The 18,107-nt window shown below is 69.1% G+C and carries 19 protein-coding genes and 1 pseudogene; 10 read left to right on the top strand and 10 right to left on the bottom strand.

All coding sequences use genetic code 11. The annotated features are described in order from the left end of the window. Nucleotides 1-77: 77 nt before the first annotated feature. Entirely contained in the window at nucleotides 78-638 is a 561-nt protein-coding gene (locus tag A6F73_RS09610) for a MarR family transcriptional regulator (RefSeq protein WP_063347409.1), read from the bottom strand. A gap of 147 nt (nucleotides 639-785) precedes the next feature. Here A6F73_RS09610 and A6F73_RS09605 point away from each other — a divergent pair, with 147 nt between their 5' ends. The 4 genes from A6F73_RS09605 (at nucleotide 786) to A6F73_RS09590 (ending at nucleotide 5,583) form a co-directional block, all read left to right on the top strand. After that, nucleotides 786-2,090, top strand: coding sequence for an MFS transporter (locus tag A6F73_RS09605; protein WP_244293344.1), 1,305 nt, complete (start codon nucleotides 786-788; stop codon nucleotides 2,088-2,090). A gap of 232 nt (nucleotides 2,091-2,322) precedes the next feature. Then, nucleotides 2,323-3,939, top strand: coding sequence for a phospholipid carrier-dependent glycosyltransferase (locus A6F73_RS09600; RefSeq protein WP_079135558.1), 1,617 nt, complete (start codon nucleotides 2,323-2,325; stop codon nucleotides 3,937-3,939). 50 nt (nucleotides 3,940-3,989) lie between these two features. Further along, nucleotides 3,990-4,706: an ABC transporter permease gene (locus A6F73_RS09595; protein WP_063351073.1), complete on the top strand. Its 717-nt coding sequence runs from the start codon at nucleotides 3,990-3,992 to the stop codon at nucleotides 4,704-4,706. 286 nt (nucleotides 4,707-4,992) lie between these two features. Beyond that, nucleotides 4,993-5,583, top strand: coding sequence for a TMEM165/GDT1 family protein (locus A6F73_RS09590; RefSeq protein ID WP_063351072.1), 591 nt, complete (start codon nucleotides 4,993-4,995; stop codon nucleotides 5,581-5,583). Between the two features lie 17 nt (nucleotides 5,584-5,600). On the opposite strand, the gene A6F73_RS43950 is transcribed toward A6F73_RS09590, so the two are convergent. After that, nucleotides 5,601-6,719, bottom strand: a complete 1,119-nt coding sequence (locus A6F73_RS43950; protein ID WP_063347408.1) for a peptidoglycan-binding domain-containing protein — start codon at nucleotides 6,717-6,719, stop codon at nucleotides 5,601-5,603. 357 nt (nucleotides 6,720-7,076) lie between these two features. Here A6F73_RS43950 and A6F73_RS09580 point away from each other — a divergent pair, with 357 nt between their 5' ends. Next, nucleotides 7,077-9,149, top strand: a complete 2,073-nt coding sequence (locus A6F73_RS09580) for an MFS transporter (protein WP_079135556.1) — start codon at nucleotides 7,077-7,079, stop codon at nucleotides 9,147-9,149. Here the strand turns inward: A6F73_RS09580 and A6F73_RS09575 are convergent. Next, on the bottom strand, nucleotides 9,146-10,075 hold the full coding sequence (locus A6F73_RS09575) for a S41 family peptidase (protein ID WP_107452852.1): 930 nt from the start codon (nucleotides 10,073-10,075) through the stop codon (nucleotides 9,146-9,148). The two genes, A6F73_RS09580 and A6F73_RS09575, sit on opposite strands and share 4 nt — an antisense overlap. A 159-nt stretch (nucleotides 10,076-10,234) precedes the next feature. Further along, the gene (locus A6F73_RS09570; protein ID WP_063347406.1) at nucleotides 10,235-10,747 is read right to left on the bottom strand and encodes a MarR family winged helix-turn-helix transcriptional regulator; all 513 of its coding nucleotides are present in this window, start codon (nucleotides 10,745-10,747) and stop codon (nucleotides 10,235-10,237) included. Nucleotides 10,748-10,810: 63 nt separating this feature from the next. Here A6F73_RS09570 and A6F73_RS09565 point away from each other — a divergent pair, with 63 nt between their 5' ends. Beyond that, complete coding sequence (locus tag A6F73_RS09565) at nucleotides 10,811-11,221, top strand: cupin domain-containing protein (RefSeq protein WP_063347405.1); 411 nt, start codon at nucleotides 10,811-10,813, stop codon at nucleotides 11,219-11,221. A gap of 76 nt (nucleotides 11,222-11,297) precedes the next feature. On the opposite strand, the gene A6F73_RS09560 is transcribed toward A6F73_RS09565, so the two are convergent. Further along, nucleotides 11,298-11,486: a hypothetical protein gene (locus A6F73_RS09560; protein ID WP_063347404.1), complete on the bottom strand. Its 189-nt coding sequence runs from the start codon at nucleotides 11,484-11,486 to the stop codon at nucleotides 11,298-11,300. Between the two features lie 519 nt (nucleotides 11,487-12,005). On the opposite strand from A6F73_RS09560, the gene A6F73_RS09555 reads away from it, so the two are divergent. Continuing rightward, the gene (locus A6F73_RS09555) at nucleotides 12,006-12,299 is read left to right on the top strand and encodes a hypothetical protein (RefSeq protein WP_063347403.1); all 294 of its coding nucleotides are present in this window, start codon (nucleotides 12,006-12,008) and stop codon (nucleotides 12,297-12,299) included. Between the two features lie 135 nt (nucleotides 12,300-12,434). On the opposite strand, the gene A6F73_RS43945 is transcribed toward A6F73_RS09555, so the two are convergent. From A6F73_RS43945 to A6F73_RS09545, 3 genes are read right to left on the bottom strand one after another with little or no spacing between them, the layout of a single operon-like run. Continuing rightward, the gene (locus A6F73_RS43945) at nucleotides 12,435-12,659 is read right to left on the bottom strand and encodes a recombinase family protein (protein WP_279634890.1); all 225 of its coding nucleotides are present in this window, start codon (nucleotides 12,657-12,659) and stop codon (nucleotides 12,435-12,437) included. Beyond that, complete coding sequence (locus A6F73_RS43940; protein ID WP_279634889.1) at nucleotides 12,556-13,224, bottom strand: recombinase family protein; 669 nt, start codon at nucleotides 13,222-13,224, stop codon at nucleotides 12,556-12,558. Before A6F73_RS43940 ends, A6F73_RS43945 begins: the two co-directional genes overlap by 104 nt. A gap of 27 nt (nucleotides 13,225-13,251) precedes the next feature. Continuing rightward, nucleotides 13,252-13,488 carry a hypothetical protein gene (locus A6F73_RS09545; RefSeq protein WP_063347401.1) on the bottom strand — a complete coding sequence of 79 codons (237 nt, stop codon included), beginning with the start codon at nucleotides 13,486-13,488 and terminating at the stop codon, nucleotides 13,252-13,254. A gap of 142 nt (nucleotides 13,489-13,630) precedes the next feature. Between A6F73_RS09545 and A6F73_RS09540 the strand changes: the two genes are divergently transcribed. Further along, nucleotides 13,631-13,960 (top strand): antibiotic biosynthesis monooxygenase, encoded by a 330-nt coding sequence (locus A6F73_RS09540; RefSeq protein ID WP_063347400.1) that lies wholly within the window; start codon nucleotides 13,631-13,633, stop codon nucleotides 13,958-13,960. A 71-nt stretch (nucleotides 13,961-14,031) separates the two neighbouring features. On the opposite strand, the gene A6F73_RS09535 is transcribed toward A6F73_RS09540, so the two are convergent. Next, nucleotides 14,032-14,421: a creatininase family protein gene (locus tag A6F73_RS09535; protein ID WP_063347399.1), complete on the bottom strand. Its 390-nt coding sequence runs from the start codon at nucleotides 14,419-14,421 to the stop codon at nucleotides 14,032-14,034. Nucleotides 14,422-14,478: 57 nt separating this feature from the next. Here A6F73_RS09535 and A6F73_RS39190 point away from each other — a divergent pair, with 57 nt between their 5' ends. Both A6F73_RS39190 and A6F73_RS42985 read left to right on the top strand, forming a co-directional pair. Then, complete coding sequence (locus tag A6F73_RS39190; RefSeq protein ID WP_079135555.1) at nucleotides 14,479-16,887, top strand: restriction endonuclease; 2,409 nt, start codon at nucleotides 14,479-14,481, stop codon at nucleotides 16,885-16,887. Nucleotides 16,888-17,109: 222 nt separating this feature from the next. Continuing rightward, a pseudogene (locus A6F73_RS42985) lies at nucleotides 17,110-17,262 on the top strand (antibiotic biosynthesis monooxygenase); the annotation flags it as partial. Between the two features lie 124 nt (nucleotides 17,263-17,386). Here the strand turns inward: A6F73_RS42985 and A6F73_RS09525 are convergent. Further along, a complete protein-coding gene (locus A6F73_RS09525; RefSeq protein ID WP_063347397.1) occupies nucleotides 17,387-18,034 on the bottom strand; it encodes a M15 family metallopeptidase in 648 nt (215 codons plus the stop codon). Between the last annotated feature and the right edge of the window lie 73 nt (nucleotides 18,035-18,107).

The raw sequence follows: 18,107 nt of genomic DNA, 5'->3' as shown, positions 1-18,107 counted from the left end.
CCGGGGGAGCACCCCCGGCGGGCCGGACTCGTTGCGTTTCGGGGGCGCGACCCGGGAGTGCAACCCGGGCGCGCGACTCAGGCCGGGTCGGCGGTGCGCCCGGGCGCGTCCGGCCGGCTCTCCTCGATCCGCCGCAGCATCCGCGCCAGCATCGCGGACAGCACGGCCCGCTCCTCGCCCGTGACGTCCTGGAGCAGCTCCTCCTCGAACACCGCCGCCATCCGCATCGACTCCAGCCACTTGTCGCGGCCGTTGTCGGTGAGCTCGATGATCACCCGGACCCGGTTGGTCTCGTCGCGCTCCCGGGTGACCAGGTCCTCGGCCACCATCCGGTCGATCCGGTGCGTCATCGCGGCCGGGGTGAGCCCGAGCCGCTTGGCCAGCTCGCCCGGTCCGAGCTGGTACGGGCTGCCGGAGACCACCAGTGCCTTGAGCACCTCCCACTCGGCGGCCGTGATTCCCAGCACAGTCAGCTGCCGGTCGTAGGCCACGCCCATCCGTCGGGCGACCCGGGACAGGGTCTGCACGATGGTCTCCACCTGGGGGTCCACGGTGGGGAATTCCCGCTGGTAGACGGCCACCTGCTCGGCGATGCCGAGCTCCCTGGCGGTGGCCGGCGCGGGCTTGTCCGTAGTCATGCGGACCAGTGTCGCACGGAGGCGTGAATCCCTTAAGCCTTTGACTCAACACTCTTCCGGTGCTAAGACTTTATCTCGTCAAACTTTAGCTCTGAAATCTTCTGGACCTTAAGAGTATCCAGTTGAATCCAGGAAGGGATGTGCACGGTGACCGGCACGGTGAAGCAGCAGAGGCAGCAGCGACGCGGGGCGGGCGGCCCGCTGCGCCGCGTCCAGATCGGCAACGCGCTCAGCGCGTTCGGCAGCGGCTTCACGATGCCGTACATGTTCGTGTACGTGGACCAGGTGCGCGGGCTGGGTTCGCTGGCGGCCGGGATGGTGTTCACCGTCTTCGCGCTGGCGGCGCTCGCCGTCCTCCCGTTCACCGGTCGCGGCATCGACAGGTACGGCCCCCGTCCGGTCCTGCTGGCCGGTACGGCGCTCGCCGCCACCGGCGCGTTCGCCTTCGGCCACGCCACCGGCACCCCGGCCCTGCTGGTCTCCTCCTTCCTGTTCGGCGCGGGTGTCACCACCTGCCAGCCGGCGCTCGCCACGATGATCGTCCGCTGCTCGACAGCCGCGACCCGCTCGCACGCCTTCGCGCTCCAGTTCACCCTGGTCAACCTGGGCATGGGCATCGGCGCCCTGGTCGGCGGCCAGATCGTGAACGTCGCCGACCCGGCCAGCCTCACCCGGCTGTTCACCATCGAGGCGGCGACCTTCCTCGGCCTGGCCCTGGTCACCGGCACCGCCCGGATGCCGGCCAACCCGCTGATCCCGCTCCAGGAGAAGAGCGACGGCCCGACCGGCCTGCGCGCGCTGGTCGCCGACAAGGCGATGCTGCGGCTCTGCGCGCTCGCCGGGCTGATCTTCTTCACCTGCTACGGCCAGTTCGAGTCCGGCGTCGCGGCCTTCGCCACCGACACCGTCGGCACGCCGCCCTCCACCCTGGGCTTCGCGATCGGCGCCAACGCGCTGACCATCGTCGTCCTGCAGATGTTCATGGTGCGGATCACCGCGCGCCGCCGCCGCACCACCGCGATGGCCGCGGCCGGCGTGGTCTGGCTCGGCGCCTGGGCGATGGCCCTGGTGGCCGGCCTGATCCGGACCGAGACCATGGCCGCCACGGTCGCGATCGTCTCGATCTACGCCCTGTTCGGCGTCGGCGAGTCGCTGCTCGCGCCCACCATGGGCCCGATCGTCGCCGACCTCGCCCCGGCCCGGCTGCTCGGCACCTACAACTCCGGGTACGCCCTGGTGAAGCAGATCGCCATCGCGGTCGGCCCGGCCGTCGGCGTGCTGCTGGTCGGCTCCGGCACCTGGCCGCTCTACCTCGCGGCCATGGCGGGCTCCACGCTGCTGGTCGTCGTCCTGGCGCTGCGGCTGCGCCCGTACCTCACGCCGGAGCAGGACAACGCGGCCCCGGCCGTGGTCCGCACCACGGTCGTCCGGGAGCTGCAGACGGCGGCGTGACCGCCGACGGGGGGCTGCGGACGGCGGCGTGACCGCCGACGGGGAGTTGCGGACGGCGGCGTGACCGCCGATCGAACAGGCGTGCCGACGGGCGCCGACCGGGTCACCTGGTCGGCGCCCGTCGCGCTTGGCTTCGCGACCACCGCCACATAGTGTCAGTGGCTGTTGGCCGCCCGGCCCGGTCGGTACAGGAGACCCGGCCGGCACAGGAGACAGGCGAATCGGCGAGGCAATGACGCAAGCGGCGCTCACGCACCCCCCGGCGGTCCAGGCCCCGGCCCCCGCCGCCCCGGCACCGGTCCGGGGCCGGCTGCTCCGCCTGTCGGCCGACTGGTCCGGCTGGCTCGGGCCGATCGGCGTCGCGCTCTTCGCCGGCCTGCTGCGGTTCTGGAACCTCGGCTACCCCAACGCCTTCGTCTTCGACGAGACGTACTACCCCAAGGACGCCTGGTCGCTGCTGCGGCAGGGCTACGAGGGCAGCTGGCCGGACCACGCCAACACCGACGTCCTGGCCGTCCCGCAGCACATCCCGCTCACCTCCGCGCCCGAGTTCATCGCCCACCCGCCGCTCGGCAAATGGGTGATGGCGATCGGCGAACAGCTGTTCGGCATGCACCCCTTCGGCTGGCGGTTCATGACCGCCCTGCTCGGCACCGTCACCGTGCTGATGCTCGCCCGGATCGGCCGCCGGCTCTTCGGCTCCACCCTGATCGGCTGCACCGCGGCCCTGTTGATGGCCGTCGACGGCCTCCAACTGGTGATGAGCCGGGTCGGGCTGCTCGACGGCATCCAGATGTTCTTCGTGCTCGCCGCCTTCGGCAGCCTCCTGATCGACCGCGACCACGTCCGCGCCCGGCTGGTCGGCGTCACCGACGGTGACCGCGCCCGGCTCGGCCTGCGCCCCTGGCGGATCGCCGCCGGGGTGCTCCTCGGCGCCGCCTGCGCCGTCAAGTGGAACGGCGCGATGATCCTCGCCGCCTTCGGCCTGCTGACCGTCCTGTGGGACCAGTCCGGCCGTCGCGGGGCCGGCGCCCGCCGCCCCTGGCGCTCGATGCTGCGCCGCGACGCCGTCCCCGCCTTCCTCGCCATGGTCGGCTCCGCCCTGGTGGTGTACGTCGGCGCCTGGGCCGGCTGGCTCGCCAGCGGCGGCAACGGCGAGGGCGGGTACGACCGGCACTGGGCCGACGGCCGCCCCGGCCTGTCCCCGGACACCTTCCTCGGCGTCCCGCTGCCGCAGGTGTCGATGAGCTGGGTGCCCGCGTCGCTGCGCAGCCTGTGGCACTACCACTCGCAGATGTACGACTTCAATACCGGGCTGAGCACCCCGCACACCTACCAGTCCAACCCCTTCAGCTGGCTGGTCGTCGGCCGCCCCGTCTCCATGTACTGGGAGCAGGTCCCGAACGGGCAGCACGGCTGCACCGCCACCGGCGGCTGCGCGTCCCAGATCCTCGGCCTCGGCACCCCGCTGCTCTGGTGGACGGCCTGCTTCGCCCTGGTCTACCTGCTGTGGCGCTGGTTCTTCCGCCGGGACTGGCGCTCGGGCGCCGTGCTGTGCGCCGTCGCCGGGATCTACCTGCCCTGGTTCCAGTACCAGGAGCGGACCGTCTTCTCCTTCTACATGGTCGTCCTGGTGCCGTTCCTGTGCCTGGCCGTCGCGCAGATGCTCGGGGCGATCCTCGGCCCGGCCGGGTGCAGCCCCGAACGCCGCCGGATCGGCGCGGCCGGCGCCGGGCTGATCGTGCTCGCCATCGTCGCCTGCTTCGCCTTCTTCTACCCGCTGTACACGGCGGAGGTGATCCCGATGACGTCCTGGCAGGACCGGATGTGGTTCACCAGCTGGATCTGACACCGGTGCCCCTGTCCGCCGCGGGCGGTCAGCTGCTGCCCGTCACCCCGATGCTCGGGGTGGTCACCGCCGTCCTGCTGCTGGCCGCCGTCGCGGTGGCCGGCCGGGGCCTGCTCGGCCACGGGCACGCGGTGCTGCGGGCCGGACTGCGCGCGGTGGTGCAACTGGCCGCCGTCGCCGCGGTGATCAGCTGGGTGGTCGGCTCGCTCTGGTGGTCGGCGCTGTTCGTGCTGCTGATGTTCACCGTCGCGGTGCGCACCGCCGGGCGGCGGATGACCCCCGGCCCCGACTGGGTCTGGGCGGCCGCGCCGATCGGCGCCGGCGTGCTGCCGGCGCTCGCCCTGCTGCTGGCCGTCGGACTGCTGCCGGCCAAGGGCCTGTCCGTCATCCCCGTCGCCGGCATCCTGATCGGCGGCGCGCTCACCGCCACCTCGCTGGCCGGGCGGCGCGCCCTCGACGAACTGCGGCAGCGCCGCGGCGAGGTGGAGGCGGCCCTGGCGCTCGGCTTCGAGGACCGCGACGCCCGGCTGGAGATCTGCCGCACCGCCGCCGCGACCTCGCTGGTGCCCGCTCTCGACCAGACCCGGACGGTCGGCCTGGTCACCCTCCCCGGCGCCTTCGTCGGCATGCTGCTCGGCGGCGCCTCGCCCGTCCAGGCGGGGGCGGTGCAGCTGTTCGTGCTGGTCGGGCTGCTGGCGGTGGAGTCGGTGGCGATCGTGGTGGTGCTGGAGCTGGTCGGCCGGGGGCTGGTGAGCGCGGGCTGGTGAGCGCGCGGGCTGGTGAGCGCTGGGGGGCCGGGGCGGGGGCGGGTACCGGGCCGCCTTGGGTACTGGACGCGGTCGGGTACCCTTGAGCACGTTGAAGGGGAGTAGCCCTCCACCGGACCGTCGACATACTGGCCCTCACGGGCCCGGCGCCCGGGGCACCCGATCCTCCGGGGTCGGTGCCGGCGAGACCTTCGGCCGCAGTGCTGTGACCATGACCAGTGCTGTCGGGCCGAAGCGTCCCCTGACGGACCTGCGGAGGCCGGGCAGCCCGACCGAGGGACCCTTTCTGATGAGTTTGACCGTGGCCGCGCTGACGTTCGGCATCATCTTCCTGGCCGAACTGCCGGACAAGACCGCGCTGGCCAGCCTCGTACTCGGCACCAAGTACCGTGCCAGCTACGTCTTCGCGGGTGTCGCCGCGGCGATGGGCGTTCAGGTCGTCCTCGCCCTCGCCGCCGGGCACCTGCTCTCGCTGCTGCCGCACCGCTGGGTCGAGGGCGTCACCGGCGTGCTGTTCCTGGCCGGTGCGGCCATGCTGCTCTTCCACGGCGGGGGCGACGACGAGGAGGGGCACGCCGCCAAGGAGCCGTCCTCGAACAGCTTCTGGAAGGTGGCCGGGGCCAGCTTCTTGGTCGTCGCGGTCGCCGAGTTCGGCGACCTGACCCAGATCATGACCGCCAACCTGGCCGCCAAGTACGCCGATCCGCTGGCCGTCGGCCTCGGCGCGTGGCTGGCGCTGTGCGCGGTCGGCGGGCTCGCCATCGTGGGCGGGCAGAAGCTGCTCAAGTACGTGCCGATGAAGCTGATCATCCGGGTCGCGGCGGCGATCATGGTGGTGCTGGCGGGCATCAGCATCTTCGGGGCGATCACCGGCTGACCCCTTGTCCGCGGGGCTCAGCAGCCCGGGTCGGCCTCCAGGGCGGCCCGGGTCTTCGGGCCGTAGACGAAGGTCTCGCCCTTGATCCGGTTGCTGGTCTGGTAGTCGCCGAGCACCGACCGGGTCCAGAAGTCGAAGGTCCCGGTGATCATCGACTTGTCGACGTATCCGCACTCGGCCGCCCACAGCCGCTGCTGCATGTCCTTGACGTCGGCGCCGGTCATCCCCATCTGGAGCACCCGGGTGGTCGGGGTCGGCGTCGGAGTGGGGGTCGGGGTCGGCGTGGGCGTCGCGGTGGTGGGGGTGGGCGTGGGCGTCGCGGGCGCGGTCGGGGCGGAAGCGGGGGCCGGGGGAGCGGCGACCGGGGCCTGGGTGGTCGGCGTCGGCGCCGGGGTGGCCGTCTTCGTCGGGCTCGGCTTGCGGGTGGGGGGCGACGTCGGGCTCGGTGCCTCGCTGGTCGGCGGCGGCGGCGTGGCCGGGTCCGTCGGTGCCGGGGCGGTCGGCTCCACCGGCGCGGGCGCCAGGGTGGTGGGCAGCGGCTGCGCCTGCCGGGTCGTCGGCGCGGGCGAGGGCGTCACCGCGTACGCGATGCCGATGGTGAGCGCGACCAGGCCGGCGCCCACCCCGGCCAGCAGCAGCTTGTGCCGGGCCAGCGGGTTCTGCGCGGCCTGCTCGGCGGCTCTGCGCGCGGCCCGGCCGCCGACGGGCTCCGGCTCGGGCCCGGGCGTCGCGTGGTCGAAGGGGAAGACTCCGAGGTCGCCGCCGGACGCGGCCTGCGGGGCTGTCGCCGCCGCGTAGGCGCCCGGCCCGGAGGCGGGCACCGGCGGCAGCACGGTGGTGGCGTAGGCGTCGGCGTCCGGCCCCAGCGGGGGAACCACGGGCGGGGCGGGGTGGACGGGGGCCGGTTGTCCCGGGGCGACCGGCGGCAGGACGGTGGTCGCGAACGGGTCGACGGCGGGGACGTCCGCCACGGGCTCCTCGGCGACCTGGCCGACGGCCTGCGGCACGTACGGGCGGACCAGTGGCGGGCCTTCGAGGTGCGGGAGGACGGCCGTCTCGGTGAGGCTCGGGTCCGGGACGCAGCCGCACCCGGTGGAGCGTGCGGTGCCGCACGTCGGGCAGTGCTGGTCCGGCATCGGCCGGTCCTCCTCGGTTCTCGGGCGGTCTGCGTGCCCCGGGGCGGTTCCCGGGCTCACGATCGCGCCTGATTATGCAGGACGTCCCGGAGGGGGGACAGGGGCGTCCGGACCCGGGCGGGGGTGTTGTGCCGGTTGGTGGCGGTTGTTTCCCGAGGAACGGCCGGGGAGCGGCGGATGTCCCCGGTGCCGGCGGTCGGGTCGGTGCGGTGTGTCCTGGGTCGGTGGGCCCGGCGGCTACGTTCGGCTCAATCCGAGGGAGCAAACCGGGGCATTTCTGACAGCATGGTGAGCTGGGAGTGATCATCCGCACGGGCCCGCCGCCTCGGCCGGGGCCCGCGACCCTACGGAGCCGCCATGACGGACTCGCGCGCCGCGTCCGACCGCAGCCCGGCGTACGAGCCCGGCCCGCCGGAGGTCACCGTCCCCAACCTCTGGGTGCCGATCGGCGCCCTGCTGCTGGCGATGCTGCTCGCCGCCCTCGACCAGACCATCGTCTCCACCGCGCTGCCCACCATCGTCAGCGACCTCGGCGGCCTGGACCACATCTCCTGGGTGGTCACCGCCTACCTGCTGGCCTCCACGGCCGCCACCCCGCTCTGGGGCAAGCTCGGCGACATGTACGGCCGGAAGCGCTTCTTCCAGGCCTCCATCGTGATCTTCCTGCTCGGCTCCGTACTCTGCGGCATCGCCCAGAACATGGGCGAACTCATCGCCTTCCGCGCGCTGCAGGGCCTGGGCGGCGGCGGGCTGATCGTGCTCACCCAGGCCATCGTCGGCGACCTCGTCTCCCCCCGGGACCGCGGCAAGTACCAGGGCCTCTTCGGCGCCGTCTTCGGCGTGACCAGCGTCCTCGGCCCGCTGCTCGGCGGCCTGTTCGTCGACAACCTCAGCTGGCGCTGGGTCTTCTACATCAACCTGCCGATCGGCATCGTCGCCCTGGTGGTGATCGCCGCCGTCCTGCCCGGGCAGGAGACCAGGCGCCAGCACCGGATCGACTACCTCGGCACCGTGCTGATCGCCGCCGTCGCCACCTGCCTGGTGCTGATGACCTCCCTCGGCGGCACCACCTGGGGCTGGACCTCCTGGCAGATCGTCGGGCTCGGCGTGCTCGGCCTGGTGCTGCTGCTCGCCTTCGTCCTGGTCGAGCGGACGGCCGGCGAACCGGTGCTGCCGCTGCGGCTGTTCCGCTCCCGGACGTTCAGCCTGGTCGCGGTGATCTCCTTCGTGGTCGGCTTCGCGATGTTCGGCGCCCTCACCTACCTGCCGACCTTCCTCCAGGTCGTCAAGCAGGTCTCGCCCACCCTGTCCGGCATCCACATGCTGCCGATGGTGCTCGGCATGCTGCTCACCTCGATCGGCTCCGGCCAGATCGTCGCCCGCACCGGCCACTACCGGATCTTCCCGATCGCCGGGACGGCCGTCACCACCGTCGGCCTGCTGCTGCTCTCCCGGCTCGACGAGCACAGCAGCACCACCGAGATGAGCCTCTACTTCCTGGTCTTCGGCCTCGGGCTGGGCCTGGTCATGCAGGTGCTGGTGCTGATCGTGCAGAACTCCGTCGGTTACCAGGACCTCGGCGTCGCCACCGCCGGCGCCACCTTCTTCCGCTCCATCGGCGCCTCCTTCGGCGTCTCCATCTTCGGCAGCCTGTTCGCCAGCGGGCTGCGCGACCGGCTCGCCGACGCCCTCACCGGCCTGCCGCTGCCACCCGGCTTCCACCCCGAGGCCATCACCTCCGACCCGCGGGTGATCACCCGGCTGCCCGCCGTCGTCCAGGAAGCCGTCCACCACGCGTACGCCGAGTCGATCACCCGGGTGTTCCTGTACGCGGTGCCCGTCGCGCTGGTCGCCTTCGTGCTGTCGCTGTTCCTGCGCGAACAGAAGCTGCGCTCCACCGTCACCGCACCCGACCTGAGCGAATCCATCGGCCTCAACCCCGTCCAACGCTCGTCGCTGGACGAGATCGCCCGCGCGCTCTCGGTGCTGAGCACCCGCGAGGCCCGGCGCGACCTCTTCCGGCGGATCACCGAGGGGGCCGGTCTGGACCTCCAACCCGCCTCCAGCTGGCTGCTGTTGCAGATGCACCACCACGGCTCGGTCGAGCCGGCCGAACTCGCCGAGCGGCGGATCATCCCGATCGCCGTCATCGAAAGCGCCGTCCGGGAAGTCGAGGGCCGCGGCCTCGCCGCCCGCAGCGGCGGGCTGCCGCTACGGCTCACCGAACCGGGGGCGGAGGCGGCCGTCAAGCTGGTCGCCGCCCGGCGCTCGCAACTCGCCGACCTGCTCGGCGACTGGGACGAGCAGCAGTACGCCGACCTCGCCGACCTGCTCACCCGCCTCAGCTCCACCCTCTGCGCCGACCGGCGCGACCGCCCGGACCGGCCCGCCCACGAGCCGCCGTACCGGGGCGAGGGGCGGTCGTTCTAGCTTGCCTTGCAGGGGGTCTGGTTGGAGAGCCAGGCGACGGCGGCGGCGAGCGCGGGGTCGTCGTCCTTGCGGGGGTCGGCCGTTTCGACCGCCTCGTCCGGCTCGATCGGGCCCTCGTGGACCCGGCCGGTGCGGTCGGCCTCGGCGGCGCCGGTGAGCAGCAGGACGGCGCCGTCCGACAGCCGGTGGGCGGCGTTGCCGGTGGGCACCCCGTAGGTGGGCTGGCCGAAGCTGCGGGTGGCCGGGCGGCCGATGAAGGCGATGGCGACCGCCTCGCCCGCGCTGCCGGTCGCGCGGCCGGTGAGGACGGCGACGGGCGTTTCGGGCGTCTGGTCGTGGTGGGTGGGCGCCTTGTCGTGGTGGGTGGCGGGGGAGGCCTGCGGGGCGTCGTCCAGGTACGGCACGCCGTCGCGGACCGACCAGGTGCTGCGGGTGCCGTCCGCGGTGACGAAGGCGCCCAGCGGGCCGTCGCCGAGGATCGGCGCCGCGACGGCCAGCGGGGCCCACATCCCGCCCCCGGTCTCGCCCCGCAGGTCCACCACCCAGCCGCAGGCGCTCACTTCGGCGACGGCGGCGCGGCCGCGGGCGACGTACTCGGCGTAGGTGCGCTCCGATCCGTTCACCGCCGGGAGATTCAACTGGACGATGCGGCCGGGGAGTTGCCGGGCGGTCGGGGCGTTCACGGCCTCCGGGTCGGCGTCGACCTTCGCCGCCTGGTCGGGCGGGTAGAAACGGCTGTGGTGGTCGTCGAGGGCGGTGACGGCGGCCCTGATCGCGGTGTGGGTGTCGGCCGGGGTGCGGGCCGTGGCCGCCTGGGCGAAGGCCTGGGTGCGGAGCTTCGGCCAGTCCACCTTCGCGGTGTTGAGGGACTTCTGCTGGATGAGGTCCAGGGCCTCCGAGAGGTAGCCGCGGGCCTCCGGGGACATGCGCTCGGGGGCTGGTGGCCCTGGAGCCGGTGATTCGGGGGCCGGTGAGGAGCACGCCGCGAGCACCAGTACGGCCGCCGCCGTGACCGTCCGCCCCAGCCGTCTCATCCGCTTCCCCTCCGCTGGCCCCTCATGACTCGCACCACTCCTGATCCTCCCTCACGGACCGCCGAACCAGCGAGGGGTGTCGAGGCGGAACGGGTCGCCGGGGGCGAGCAGGCGCAGGGCCGTCTCCACCTCGCGCAGGCGCTCCTCGCCCAGGGTGGCGGACCACTCGGCGCGCAGCTCGTCGAAGATCCGGGCCGACCGGACCAGGCAGTCCACCCCGCGGGCGGTCAGTCGGACGACCTTGCGGCGGGCGTCGGCCGGGTCGCCGCCGCGTTCGACGTAGCCGAGCTGCTCCAAGTTCTCGATGGTCTTGCCGGCGGCCTGCTTGGAGACGCCGAGCCGGCGGCCGAGGTCGACGGCGGTGGTGCCGTGCGGTCCGATCGCCTGGAAGACGAAGCCGTGCATGGGCCGCAGGTCGGGGTGGCCCTCGCGGGCGATGCGCTCGTGCAGCTCGTCGATGATCGTCCGGAAGGTGAGCAGCAGGCGCAGCGGCAACTCGAAGCCGGGCGGGGCGGGTTCGCTCGGGGGTGTGCCGGTGGGTGTGCTCGCGGGCTCGCTTGACATGGGTAGACAACCTCATTGACCATATAGACAATGCCATTGACCATCTTAGGGGGTTCCCTCGCCATGCCCGTGATCCGCCACGCCGACGCCCGTCGCATCGAGACGCCGAACGCCGTCATGACCACCTACGCCTCACCCACCCAGGGCTCAACCACCCTCGCCCTGTGGCAGGTCGACATGACGGCCGGCAAGAGCGGCCCGCTCCACGCCATGGACGTCGAACAGATCTGGACGCTGCTCACCGGCACCGCCACCGTCACCCTCCCCGACGGCCCGGTGCCCCTCACCGCCGGCGACACCCTCGTCCTCCCCGCCGACCTCGCCCGCCGGATCACCACCGCCGACGGCTTCACCGCCATCGTCGCCGGCCCGTCCCCCGCCCACGCCTACAACCCCGACGCCGTCACCCCCGAAGGCGCCTGCGGCCTCGCCCCCCGCGACGCCGAGCGCCTCCTCCCGCCGTGGATCGCCTGACCCACGAAGCGGTCCGGGCATGAGTACGGGGACGGTCGAGGGCCCACCCCTGACCGTCCCCGCCCGGTCTTGGCCGCTACTTCCGGTCGTCGATGTCGTCCGGTAGGTCGTCCAGGTTCTGCTGGCCCTGCTGTTGGCCCTGCTGCTGGGTCTGGGCGGCCTTCTGTTGGGCGTCGTCCGCCTTCGGGGGCTTGTTGCCGAGGCGCGACTTCGCCTCCTCCTCCAACTGCTCGGCCTTGTCCCGGAACTTGTCGCCGATACCCATGGCTGTGCCCCATTCGGTTGGATTTCGGGTTCTCCAACCAGGCTTGCACGCCCCCTCTCCGCCTGCACTTCGGGCAAGTTGCCGCGGAGCGTCACGATCGACAGGCCCCGGATCGCCCGACCCGCCCACTGGTCGCACCGGAAGCAGCAGCCTTGTCCTGTCTCCGGGTCGAACGCGATGGGCTGATCACACAGCGGACAGTCCACAGGTCTCCTGCGCGCTCAGGTCGACCTCCCCGCACTTGATGGCGCTGGTGAACTCCGCCCACGCCTCGCGGGTCATGGCGACCACCTCGTCGGGCCGCATCCCAGTTGGCGAATCTTGGGTCTGGAAACGGCATCACACTCAGGGCGCGTGCTTCGAGCTGGGGTCGGGACCGTTGGCGGCCACGGCCGGAAACTTCCGGAGCGCCCCGCCCAGCCGGCCGGACGAGCGATCAGAACGGCGATGGTTTGGTGACGGACAGTCATGGGAAGGTCCAGGCGCGTCGGCAGCGAGCCGGCCAGTGAGGAGACAGTCATGCCCGAGACCACGCCCAACTCAAAGGGCCCGGCCCCGATCAAGCTCACGCCCGGGACGGCCGAACCCGTGCTGGTCCCGGCCGATCAGGTCAAGCCCGAGGATATCGGCACACTGTCGATCGAGTACCGGGACGGTCAGCCCGTCGTTGTCGTCAGCGGCGGGACGGCCATTCCAGCGGGGCTCACGGTCGTGGATGGCGCCGGGATTGCTCTCGCGGCGTACACGGCTGGGCCCACGTCCGCCACCACCCGGTTGGCGCCTGTGGTGGACTACCTCTGCTCGCGCTGGTGAACTGGCGCCGCCCCGGTACGGACCTCTCAGAGCCCGTACCGGGGCATCGTGCTGTCAAGATGGCAGACGCCAGAGAGGGCGAAAGAGCCGTCCACCCACAGCGGGGGCAGACGGCTCCCACGGCAGGCGCGGCGGCTACGACTCGGAGTCCTCCAAGTGCCGGTACAGCGTCGCCCGACTGATCCCGAGCGCCTTCGCGATGCTGCTCACGCTCTCCCCCTTGGCGGGGCGGGCGCGGGCAATGGTCAACCTGTCCTCACTGATCACGGACGGCCGACCACCAGTCCGACCCTGAGCTTTGGCGGCAGCGAGACCGGCCTTCGTGCGGTCCTTGACCAACGAGCGCTCGAACTCCGCCATCGCGCCGACGACCTGAAGCATGAGACGGCCGTCCGGGGTGTTCGGGTCGATGCTGGCCAGCGCCCGTGAGGACATTGAATCCGACCCCGCGCGCCGTGAGGGCGTCCACCATGGTCACGAGGTCAATCAGCGGCCGGGCGAACCGGTCCAGCTTCCACACGCACAGGGTGTCGCCGGGGCGGACGTAGTCCTTGGACCACGCTTGCGCCTGTCCGGGGAGCTTCGGGTGCATCCGCTCTGCCCGCTGCTTGATCTCGCTGTTCGGCACGAAGCCGTCCGGCGCTGCTTCGAAGTTGGCCGCCACCCAGTCGGCGAACGGGTCGGACTCCTCCCGGTATTCGCCGGTAGCCCTGGTGACTCGTTCCTGCTCGTTCAGGCCGTGCTCGAACCACTCGGCGGCGCCCCGGACGGCCCAAGCCGCTATGCCTTCCGCTTCGGCCAGTAGGCGGCCCTTGAATCCCTTGTCCTCCCTTCCGATGAACGACTCGTCCCACGGGACGCAGCGGAAGCGCCGCCAGATGTCTTCGTCGGTGCCTCGGATCGTGGGCTTGTCGTTGCCGGACATGATGAGCAGAGCGGTCGGTGTGAAGTCTTACGCGGGCTTGTACTTCTGGTGCGAGGTGAGCAGGTCGGCGGCGGTGAAGAGCTTCACGAACGCTTCGTCCAGGCGGGCGGCCGTCCTCTCGCTGGACAGCACGAGCCGGGCTCCTTGGAGCTTGGCCACCAGCGACCCGTTACGGCCGTTGCGCTGCTTCTCCCAGAGGTCCCAGCCCGACTTGCCGACGTCTTCGAAGTGGCCGTTGCTCTCCCAGCCCTTCGCGAGAATCAAGGCTTCGGTCTTCGTTCGCTGGGCAGCCGGGCGAAGCTTGAGAGTCGTCCTCACGCTTCTTTGACTGTCGTATGTAGGAGACTGCTCGCACGTGGTCAAGGTTAGGTGCCCAGGTAGAGGGCCTAGTGATGAGAGGTGTCATGTGAGTAGCGTCGTCAAGATCAACGTACTGACGGTTCCCGCCGAGCAGCGGGAGGTCCTGGAGCAGCGCTTCGCCTCCCGCGCCGGCGCGGTGGAGAACTCGGACGGCTTCGAGTGGTTCGAGCTCCTCCGTCCCGTCGAGGGCACCGACCAGTACCTCGTCTACACCCGCTGGCGCAGCGAGGAGGATTTCAAGGTGTGGATGGAGGGCCCCATGCAGGCCGCCCACCGCCCCGCCGCCCCGGAGGGCGAGGCCCCCAAGCGCCCCGCCGCCTCCGGTTCCACCCTCTGGTCCTTCGAGGTCGTCCAGTCCGCCGGCCCCAAGGCCTGACGCCTCACTTCGCGGTTGTTCGCTTTTCCCTTCGGGCCCTTCCCCAGCAGGGGAAGGGCCCGAAGTGCCTCTCAGCCGCCCGCGAGGATCGAGAGATGCGCGGCAGCAGACCGGGACAGGCTGTCGAGGAGGGCGCGGCCCTTCGCCGCCGTTCCGAGGGAGGGCTGCCCGATGATGCCGTTCTTCGTGTACCCGGTCATGCCGAGCGTGAGCAGGTGCGGGCGCTCGGGGGCGGAATGGTCGTCCTGCTCGATGCCGTCGCGGATGAGCTCCGGGGCGCCGTGGAGGAGGAGCGACACCTCCAACTCGCCACCGTGCATGTCCTCGGCGCCGCTGCTCACCAGGCCCGCCGCCTCGCGGGCCTGGTGCCAGTCCTCGCGGACCGGGAAGAGGGCGACGCGCGGGCCGGAGGTGTTGGCCTTGTGAATCTGGAGGCGACGCCGGAGACTGAAAAGCTGCATATCCGGCTATTTTTCCATTCCCTCATGCAGGCGCCTAATTGATGGCATAGTGGCGACATGGCGCGCAACTATTCAGATCTTTCCCCTTATGATTTTGAGGTCTTAGTTCGAGACCTTCTCCAGGCCGAATTTGGCGTCCGAATGGAGACCTTCCCTCAAGGGCGGGACGGTGGCGTAGATATTCGCCTTCACCGAAATGGAAAAGAATCAATAATCGTCCAGTGCAAGCATTCCCCCAATAGGACTTATGCTCAAATTAAGGCCCAGCTGGAAAGGGAGGCGGAGAAAGTAAGCGGCAAATTCTCGTGCAGATATATCCTTGCAACATCCGCCTCTCTCACGCGATCAAACAAGGATGAGATTGTCAGGATCTTTGATGGAGTAGATCTTGACCAGAGTGACATTTTTGCTGTCGACGACCTGGAAAATCTACTACGGAGACACCCGAGGGTCGAGCTAGACAACTTCAAGCTTTGGATTACCTCGGCAGCCGTGCTTGAGCACCTGGTGAAATCGGACCTGTACGCCCGAAACTCAAGCATTGTCGACAGTATTGTTCGACGGCGGAAGATATATGTCCATAGTGAAGCGTTCGGGAGGGCAAGAGAAATTCTCAACTCATGCCATGTGTGCATAATATCAGGATCTCCGGGAATCGGTAAGACCACCCTCGCGGAGACGTTGCTCCTCCGCCTCTCGGGCGAGGGGTGGGAGATCAATCTGGCATCAGAAGATGTCTCAGATGTGGATCGGGCATGGAAGCCTGAAAGAAAACAGGTATTTCTGTATGACGATTTTCTCGGCCAGAATACGCTATCTGGATCGCTCAACAAAAACGAGGACAGTCGTCTATCGATGATAATTGAGCGCATTCGGCAAGATGCCACGAAGCGACTCATTATGACGACCCGAGAGTATATTCTCGCGCAAGCTCGCCTAGTGCATGAGCCTCTGCAGCGAGTTTCTGCATTTAAGCATGGGAAAATCATCCTCGACCTGGCCAAATATACGCGCCACCAAAAGGCGCAGATCCTCTACAATCATCTTCACTTTTCCAACCTTCCGGCAAACGCCACGGCATCGATTATTACTCACCGAGGATATAGAAGGATCATCGATCACGCGAACTTTAATCCACGCCTGATTGAGCTTATATGCTCAAACTTTGGCGCTTCTGAGGCGCCGGAGCAGGAGTTGTATGAATGCTTTATGGTGGCTCTTGAGAATCCTCGGGACCTGTGGGAGCAGATATTCGATCATCAGCTTTCACGTTTGGAGAGAGATGCTCTACTGATTTTGTCAACGTTTCGCGATGAGATAGAACTCGGCGACTTCGTCGATTCTCTGCAGGCTTATGAGGCCTCCACTTACGGTGGAGCGAAGACGGATACGCGCCAGTTGAGGATCTCCCTTAAGAGGCTGGAGGGAACGTTCGTAGAGATTTCTAGGAGCTCTGGCCCGAGTATCCAAGAAGGTGGCCCTGCACTAAACCATCAATTAGTCATGGTGCGTTTTGCCAATCCGTCGTTCGTTGACTACGTTACCTCTTACCTGGTGGCCCACCCCGAGGAGCTCGCGCAAGTCATTCGGGGATGCGCTTTCTTCGAACAGGCAGCAAACATTTACCACTGGTCTCATGGCTTCGCGACCGGAACTGCGCGAAAGGCGCTGCTACCAGGGTTGGGTCCGAATGTCAGGCGCAATATCGTTGAATCGATGGAGAGGTTGGTGGAAGCCCCGTCGTCGGTCTGGGAGCAAGACGGGAGCGGGCATAGAAGAAAGCCAAGCGACTCCCTGAAACGATACGAGTTTACGTTGAGGGCTGCCGCTCAGTCTGGGAAATATATTACGCGACCTATTTTCATCAAAAGCGCCTGCCAGAATATTGCCCTCCTCGCAAAAGAAGATCTCGCTGATTCGGAGATGGATTGCGGCCTATTTGTCAGCCTATTGCGCCTGCTGGCGAACTACGCCTCTGCCTGGCCTGCCGTGACTGTGGCACGGAATTCTTTTGCTGTAAAAGTACTTTCCTGTGCTCAGTCGCCGGAGGATTACTGCGATGCCCTGGAATTGCTTACCGAGATTGATTTACCTGAGGTTCGCGATTCTGCCATCGTTGAGGCCAAGATTCGTCAAAGTTTTGCAACTTTCGCAGCAGGCTGGGATCGTGCCGAGGCTGCGCGTATAAACAACCTTGAGGAATGCGTGGAGGTGGCGTCGAATCTTGAATATGCAATTGCCGTATTTGGGCATCCGCCCGGCCTGGCTGTCGAATTTCTGGCAGAACGGATTCTGCTCCTTCGGGGGGATATGGAACCTGATGATTATTCTCAAGAGGGCGAGGGTTGGGAATCGTTGGACTGGCCAGGCAGAGGGAGTGTAAGTGCTCTTCGAGAGGATCATTTCGCCCGGCTTGACCCCATTGACGACCTTTTTGCAACTCTCTCAAATGAGAAAGGGAACTAAATTCGCTCCGGGAGATCTCGCCGATTTGGGAGGTGGGGAGGGAGCCGTCGCCCTTACGGTTAGCTGCCCGAGTTAGATTCCTTGACTACTGCGAAAGCTAAGTCGGCGGGCACCTTAAACGAGAAACGGCCCGGCCCAGTTCTGCCTTGTCAGATCACCCCAACGGGCGCGAGTAACCAGGTGTTCGGCCATCGGCGCAAGATACATCCGAAGAGGTGCTGCCCCGTCGAGGGCGCCGACCAGTACCTCGTCTACACCCGCCAGCACAGCGAGGAGGATTTCAAAGCGTGGATGCAGGCCCCCAAGCGCCCCGCCGCCTCCGGCTCCACCCTCTGGTCCTTCGAGGTCGTCCAGTCCGCCGGCCCCAAGGCCTGACGCCTCACCGAGTGACCGATGCGCCCCGGGGCTTCCGAGCCCCGGGGCGCTCTGGGTGGCCCGTCATGTCGTCGGCGGGTCGGGCGGAGCTTGCGGCGGGCGTAGGAGGGCGGCTGCGTGAGGGTTACAGGTGTTCGGGGCCGTAGAGGGCGGCGGGTGCGCCGGTTGTGAGGGCCCAGTAGCGGTCTCCGTAGGACCAGTGCCACCACTCGGTGGGGTAGTTGACGAGGCCGGCGCGGGTGAGGGTGTGGCTGAGGAGTTGCCGGTTGGTGCGGGCTTCGGGGGAGAGGTGGGCGGCGTCGGTGTAGCAGGCGCCGGCGCTTTCTTCCGGGCTGGCGTTGATCCGGGTGCCGAGGTCGAGTTCGTGGCCGTCGGCGTCGGCCAGGGTGAGGTCGACGGCGGCGCCGGCGCTGTGTGGTGCGATCTCGGGCGGGGAGACGTAGCGGCTCGCGGCCGATCGGAGCTGTGCGGCCGGCCAGTCCGGGTGTGCGGTGCGCAACTCGGCGGCGTACTCGTCGAAGTAGCGGCGCTGAAGGGCCGGCGGGCGATAGCCCTCGACGAAGAGCAGCCGCAGGCCGTCCGGGAGGTGCGATTGGGCGTCGAGGAGCCGGTCGAGCACGCCGGACCGCAGGTGGGCGAACGCCCCGGCGTCGTCGCGCTTGCGGTCGTCCAGGAGGAGCTCGTGCTCGCGGACGTCCAGGAGGCGGTCGCCGCAGTCCTGGATGGGGAGGGCAGCCACCTGTGGGTCGGACATGAGGATGATCTCGGTCAACAGGGTCTCCTGGGGAGGAGGGAATGACGGTGCGCGCCGCGACGGCCGGTGGGGTGTCCGCCACCGCCCCGGG

This window comes from Streptomyces sp. MJM8645 (assembly GCF_001625365.1).
Lineage (GTDB): Bacteria > Actinomycetota > Actinomycetes > Streptomycetales > Streptomycetaceae > Kitasatospora.
Note: the sequence above shows the minus strand (reverse complement) of the source record. Positions and strands in the feature narration are given on the sequence as shown.